Below are 6443 nucleotides of genomic sequence, written 5' to 3'. Positions count from 1 at the left end.
GGATAAGGGGAGGTTGTGCGGGCATCAGATGACGCCCTCTTCAATGGGGTGCGGGGCGGGCTGGCGCTCGAGGGTTTGCGCCACTTCGAGCAGGCTGGCGGCGCCGAACAACTGGCCCATGGGCAGTTCCACGCCGATGCGGCTGCGCAGCATTTCGAGAAAACGTGTGGCCAGCAGGCTGTCGCCGCCGAGGCGGAAGAAGTTGTCGTGGCGCGACACGCAGGGCACGTTGAGCAACTGCTGCCACAGCTCGGCGACCAGCTGTTCAGTGGTGCTCAACGGCGTTTCATCCAGCGTGGGGCGTGAATGGGCAGCGGCGGCCAGCGGCGCGAGCAAGGCGCGGCGATCGACCTTGCCGTTGCTGCTCAAGGGCAGGCGATCGAGCACCAGGATCTGTTCCGGGCGCATATACGCGGGCAGGCACTGCTCCAGGTGCAGGGCCAGCACTTCGGCGCAGGTGCTGGCAGCGACGGCGGCGAGCAAGCGCTGGTCTGCGACCAACGCCACGGCCTGGTTCACACAGGGATGACGCGCAAGGGCCGCTTCGACTTCGCCCAGCTCGATGCGATGGCCGCGCAGCTTCACCTGGGTGTCAGCGCGGCCGAGGAATTCCAGCAAGCCGTCGGGGCGGTAGCGGCCCAGGTCGCCGGTGCGGTACCAGCCGTTGACGAAGCGCTCGGCATTTAATTGCGGCGCATGGCGGTAGCCACGGGCGACGCCGTCACCGCCGATCCACAATTCCCCCGTGACCCAGTCCGGGCAGTCGCGGCCAAGGGCGTCCACCACGCGGTAAGCCTGGTTCGCCAGTGGCACGCCATAGGGGATCGAACGCCAGCCCGGCAGCGGCTGCCGTACCTCGAAATGGTTGGACCAGATCGCCGCTTCGGTCGCGCCACCGAGGGCGATAAAGCGGCAGTCCGGGGCCTGTTGCCGCAGGCGTTGCGGCAGGTCGAGGCCGATCCAGTCGCCTGACAGCAGCGCCACCTTCAGTGCCAGGGGTTGCTGCTCCACCGCGTTGGCTTCGAGCAGCATGTCGAGCAACGCCGGCACGCTGTTCCACAGGCTTACGCCGTGATGTTGCAGGGCCTTGAGCCAGGCGCGGGCGTCGCGGCGCTGATCTTCATCAATCAACACCAGGGCGCCGCCCACCGAGAGCAGGCCGAACAGGTCATACACCGACAAGTCGAAGTCCAGGGCCGACAGCGCCAGACCACGGTCCGAGGCGTCGATGCCGTAGCCGCGGTTGATCTCGGCCACGGTGTTCATCGCGGCGCGATGGGTGATTTCCACGCCCTTGGGCTGGCCGGTGGAGCCCGAGGTATAGATCACATAGGCCAGTTGGTCGGCGCTCACGGGCAACGGCGCGTGCAGCGGTTCGGCACTTTGTGCCTGGGACGGCCTGAGGTGCTTGACCCCGGGTAATTGCGGGTCGTGCTCGGCGAGGATAAGGCTGACGCCGGCCTGTTGCAGGATGCGCTGGCAACGCTGTAGCGGTTGGTCCACACCCACCGGCAGGTAGGCCGCGCCCGCTGCCAGCACCCCCAGCACACTGGCGATCTGTTGTGGTCCCTTGGCCAGGGACACTGCCACCAGATCCCCGGTTGTCACGCCCGCGTCCATCAGGCTGCGGGCGATGCGCAGCGCACGCTCGGCGAGTTCGCCATAACTCAGGCGGCCATGCTCACCCCACAACAACGCCGGGCGTTGCGGGGCTTGCTGTGCGTGTTGGAAGAAACCCTGGTGCAAGGTCGGGTCACCCGGTACGCCGGGGCCGGGGGCATTCAAGCGGGCGCGCAGCTGGGCCTGGGCCACTGGCAGCAGGTCCGGCGGGGCGCTGTCCCAGGGGTGTTCGGCGAGCCAGTGGAGACTGCCCAGGTAGGCGTCGAACATCGCTTCGACGAGGCCGTCGGGAAACAGGCCGACCACCCGGTCCCAGTTCAGGGCGATGCCGCCGTCGGCTTCCACCACCTGATGGTCGAGCCACACCTGTGGGGTCTGGGTCAGGCCGAAGACCTGCCTGGCGAACGGGCCGTCCACCGGCGCGGCGGTGCCGTCCGGCACGCCCAAGGCGCTGGTGAATACCACCGGCATGCTCACCTGTTGTTCACCGCTGTCCCTCGCCAATTGGCGCAACAGGCTGACCGAACCAATGCAGCGGTGCTCCAGGGCATCACCCAGATGCTGCTGGGTGCGCCGTGCATGGTCGAGCCAGCGTTCGCCTGCCACGGGCACATAACCGAGCAGGGTCAGGGAGGTGAAATCGCCCATGATCTGATCGATCTGCGGGTGCACCGGGCGGCGATCGAACAGCGTGAGGTTCAGGCTCAGGTCCGGGCGCGCACTCCAGCGGCCCAGGGTTTCGGCAAACGCACAGAGCAGCACTGCCGAAGCGGTCAGGCCATGCTGTTGGGCCTTGGCCAGGATCGCTTGCCACGCCCCCGCCTTGACCTGCCCTTGCAGGCGTTCGAAGCGTGGTCGGCCCAGGCTGGCAGGATCGGTCGCCAGGGGCAGTTGCGGGTGTGGCGGCAATTGGGGCAGACGTGCCTGCCAGAAACGTTGCGCGGCGAGCCGTTCGGCAGATTCCACGCCGGCCTGCAGCTGATAGTCGCGAAACGACAGTTCCAGCGGCGCCAGGGCCAGCGTCGGCTCGCGATACAGCGCGTCGAGTTCGGCGTAGAAACGCAGGATGCTCAGGGCGTCGAGGATCAGGTTGTCCAGGCTGATCGCCAGTCGCGTATGCCGGCCCTGGGTCACTGCCTGCACATCGAACAGCGGCCAGTGGGCAGGATCGAACACGCGGTGGGCACAGTGTTCGCGCAGGTCCTCGATGCAGGCGTAGCCTTGGCCGATCACGAAGGTCGGCACCACGGGGAGGATGCGCGCCTGGCCCGCTTGATCGAACACGGCGCGCAGCATTTCGTGGCGTTCGATCAGGCGCCCGAGTGCGTGTTGCAGGCGTGGCAGGTCGAGGTCCTCGACGTCGTATTCGCGGTAGAAGTGGCAACTCACACCGCCCAGCACCAGGCTTGGGTCGCGGCCCAGCCAGTAGGCCTGCTGCACCTCGGTGATGGGGAAGGGCGCATGGCGCTGGGCGAGGTCCGGCACCAGGGTGCGTGGTGGCTGGATATGGGCCTGTTGATGCAGGCCTTCGCAAAACTGCGCCAGCACCGGCTGGGCAAACACCCGGGCGATGCGTGCGCCGCCCAGGCCTTGCTCGGCCAGCAGGCGCACCAGGCGCGTGGCGCTCAGGGAGTCGCCACCCAAGGCGAAGAAGCTGTGCTCACGACAAACTTCACCACAGCCGAGCAACTGCTGCCAGGCGTGGGCAACCTGTTGCTCGATGGGGCCACAGGGCGGTGACAGCTGGTCCGGGGCGGCGCCGCTGTGTTCCGCCAGCCAGCCGTTGAGGACCTTGCGATCCACTTTGCCATTGGTCGTCAGGGGCCATTGCGCGCAGCCCAGGATCAGGCTGGGAATCATATAGGCCGGCAGATGCTCGGCCAGGCTCGGGAGCGCCAGTGGGGTGGGCTGCGCTGGGCCATTCGCCAGGCGCACCACCGCTCCCAGGTGCTGGCCGGCCAGCAGCGCCACTGCCTGCTCGACGCCGGGGCAGGCCAGCAGCGCGTGTTCCACTTCACCGGCTTCGATACGGTAGCCGTGCAGCTTGAGTTGGAAGTCGGTCCGCCCAAGGAACTCCACCGTGCCGTCGGGGTGGTAGCGCGCACTGTCGCCGGTGCGGTACCAGCGCAGGCCCTGGTAGTGCACAAAGCGTTCGGCACTGCGCAGCGCATCGCCCCGGTAGCCCTCGGCCACCCCGGTACCGCCGATCCACAGTTCACCAGCCACCCAGTCCGGGCAGTCATGGCCGTGCGGGTCGACGATGCGCAGGCTGACGTTATCCAGTGGCTTGCCGTAGGGCAGGCAATGCCAGTGCAGCGCCTGGCCGGGCACGACTTCGAACAGCGTCGAGTGAATCGCCGCTTCCGTTGCACCGCCCAGGGCCATGAAGCGGCAACCGGGGGCTTGGGCCCACAGGCGCGGCGCCAGCTGCGGCGCGACCTTGTCACCGCCGAGCAAGACGGCGCGCAAGGGCAGCGGTGCGTCGGCGCAGCCGAGCAGCATGTCGAGCAGCGCCGGCACGCAATTGAGCACGCTGGCGCGGCGCTGCACCGCCAGTTCGCGCCAGCGTGGCGCGTCGCGCTGGGCGTCGGGCTCGATCAGGATCACCGCCGCACCGCAGGCCAGCGGGGCAAACAGGTCGAACACCGACAGGTCGAATTCCAGCGCCGAGAGTGCCAGGACCCGATCATCGCGGTTGAGCTGCAAGCGTCGTTGCAGGTCCTCCAGGGTGTTGGCGGCGGCGAGATGGCTGATTTCCACGCCCTTGGGCTCACCGGTGGAGCCGGAGGTGTAAAGGATGTAGGCCAGGTCGCTGATTGCACCGCGGCGGGGTGCTTGCAATGGTCTAGCAGCGTCCGGCAACTGGGTGAGCAGCAAGCGCGCACCGGCGCCCTCGCAGATCTTGCGGCAACGTGCGGCAGGCTGGTCGACGCCGATGGGCAGGTAGGTGGCGCTGCACGCCAGGATGCCCAGCACAGCGATCACCTGCTCGGGGCCTTTGGGTAATTGCAGCGCCACCACGTCACCGCGCTTCACGCCTTGGCCTTCGAGATAGGCCGCGACGCCCAAGGCTCGCTCGGCCAACTCGCCATAGGTGATGGCCTGATTGCCGTACAGCAATGCCGGCAGGGTCGGGGCCAATTGCGCTTGGGTAAAGAAACCTTCGTGCAGGCGCTCGACCGGCAACGCGGCGGGCTGGCCCTGGGCGGCGCTGCGTACGCCAAGCTGACTGGCGGGAATCAGCGCCGGTACCGGCTGATCCCAGGCCGTGGCGTCATGGCACAGGCGCTGCAACAGGCCGGTGTAGGCGTCGAACAGCCCGTCCAGTACACCCTCGGCAAACAGCCCTTCACGGGCATCGAGGTTGACCAGGACGCCGCCGTCCAGTTCGGCGACCTGGGCGTCCAGCCACACCTGCGGGCCCTGGGAAATGATCCACGCCGGCTGGCCGAAACTCTCCTGCACACCCTCGGCGAACAACTCCCCCAGGCCCAGGGCGCTGGTGTACACCACCGGCGCCAGTACTTGCTCACCGCGATGGCGGGACAGTTCGCGCAACACCTCGAGCCCGGAAAACGCGCTGTGGGCCGCGTCACCATGGAAGCGACGTTGCAACGCCGTGGCTCGGGCGGCAAAGCTGCCGGCCACCCGGCCATCCCAGGCCAGCAGGATCGACGAGGTGAAGTCGCCGACCAGGCGCTCGACATCGGCATGCAACGGCGTGCGGTTGAACAACGGCAGGTTGAGCAGCAGTTCGGGCGCCTCGCACCAGGCGCCAAGGGCCTCGCAAAACACCGCCGCCAGGGCCATGGCCGGGGTGAGGGCGTGCTCGCGGGCATGGCGTTCAAACGCCTGGCGCTGGGACGGCGACAGCCAGTGGTGACGGCGGCGCACCTGGCCTTCATCACCCTGGGGCTTGATCGGCAGGCGTGGGGCGCCCGGCAATGCGCCCAGGCGCTGCAACCAGTAGTCGCGGGCTTGGCGATGGCGCTCACGGTGCTCAGGACTGGCCTGCTCCTCGCGCAGGTCGGCCAGGTAGCGCGGGAAGCTGTAGTCCAGCGCGGGCAGGGGCTGTTGGCGGTACAACTGCACCAGATCACCGAGCAGGGTGCGCAGGCTCAGGGCGTCGGCGGCGAGCATGTCGAGGTTCAGGTGCAGGCGTGTGCCCTGGGGCAACAGCGATAGCTGGATGTCTAGCACCTGACCGTGTTCCACCGCCAACTGGCGATGGGACAACTCTGCACGCAAGGCCTGCAGTTGCTGTTGCAGCTGTTCGGCATCGGCCTGGCGCAGGTCATGCACTTTCAGGCCCGGCCATGGGCTTTGGGGCAGGATCTGTTGGCGGCCATCGTCGAGGAACTGCGCCCGCAACATCGGATGGCGGGCCAGCAAGGCCTGCACCGCGGCTTCCAGGCGGCTTGGGTCAACGCCGTGGCCGTCGAATTCGTTATAGAAGTGTGCTGCCACACCGCCCAGGGCTTGGTCAGGGGCGCGGCCGATCCAGTAGGCGTGTTGCATGGGCGCCAGTTCGAAGGGCAGGCCGTCGTCCGCACTGTGGTTGGCGGGGCGCGCGGCGACGGGGGCGGTATCAAGCAGCGTCAGCCACGTGCACAGGCGTGGGTCGGCTACCAGCTCGGCGAAACGCGCGGCCAGGCCCTGGCGCCGCCATTGGCCGGCGAGACGGATCAGGGTGACTGAATCCAGCCCCCATTCAATCAGGTTGGCCTCCAGGGGAATCTGTTCGGCGGGCTGGCCCAGGGCTTCGGACAGGGAACGGCGCAGCAGGGTTGCGGTTGAGGTGCTGGGAGTGGCCATGGCTCAAC

1 protein-coding gene is annotated in these 6443 nt (G+C 67.9%); it reads right to left on the bottom strand.

The annotated features are described in order from the left end of the window. Positions 1–24: 24 nt before the first annotated feature. On the bottom strand, positions 25–6435 hold the full coding sequence (locus NMB39_RS17460) for an amino acid adenylation domain-containing protein (RefSeq protein WP_494340362.1): 6411 nt from the start codon (positions 6433–6435) through the stop codon (positions 25–27). Positions 6436–6443: the final 8 nt, after the last annotated feature.

Source organism: Pseudomonas sp. FBCC-B545 (genome assembly GCF_059134095.1).
Note: the sequence above shows the minus strand (reverse complement) of the source record. Positions and strands in the feature narration are given on the sequence as shown.

Coding starts and splice junctions, on each gene's coding strand:
- NMB39_RS17460 (WP_494340362.1), bottom strand. CDS start 6,435: ATGGCCACTCCCAGCACCTCAACCGCAACCCTGCTGCGCCGTTCCCTG.